Here is a 254-nt window from a genome sequence, read left to right as displayed (position 1 = left end):
GGAGGATTAGCTCAGCTGGGAGAGCACCTGCCTTACAAGCAGGGGGTCGGCGGTTCGAGCCCGTCATCCTCCACCATAATTTATCTACACTTTTGCCGGTGTAGCTCAACTGGTAGAGCAACTGACTTGTAATCAGTAGGTTGAGGGTTCAAGTCCTTTCGCCGGCACCATTCATGTACGAGCCGTTAGCTCAGTTGGTAGAGCATCTGACTTTTAATCAGAGGGTCACAGGTTCGAATCCTGTACGGCTCACC

3 tRNA genes are annotated in these 254 nt (G+C 52.0%); all 3 read left to right on the top strand.

Annotated elements, in window-relative coordinates:
* The 3 genes from GDZ68_RS18010 (at position 1) to GDZ68_RS18000 (ending at position 252) form a co-directional block, all read left to right on the top strand.
* A tRNA-Val gene (locus GDZ68_RS18010) sits at positions 1-76 on the top strand.
* 18 nt (positions 77-94) lie between these two features.
* A tRNA-Thr gene (locus tag GDZ68_RS18005) sits at positions 95-170 on the top strand.
* 9 nt (positions 171-179) lie between these two features.
* Positions 180-252 (top strand) — tRNA-Lys (locus tag GDZ68_RS18000).
* Positions 253-254 lie beyond the last annotated feature (2 nt).

The organism is Sporosarcina cascadiensis (assembly GCF_009650995.1).
GTDB lineage: Bacteria > Bacillota > Bacilli > Bacillales_A > Planococcaceae > Sporosarcina > Sporosarcina cascadiensis.
This window is presented reverse-complemented; position numbering and strand designations above follow the sequence as displayed.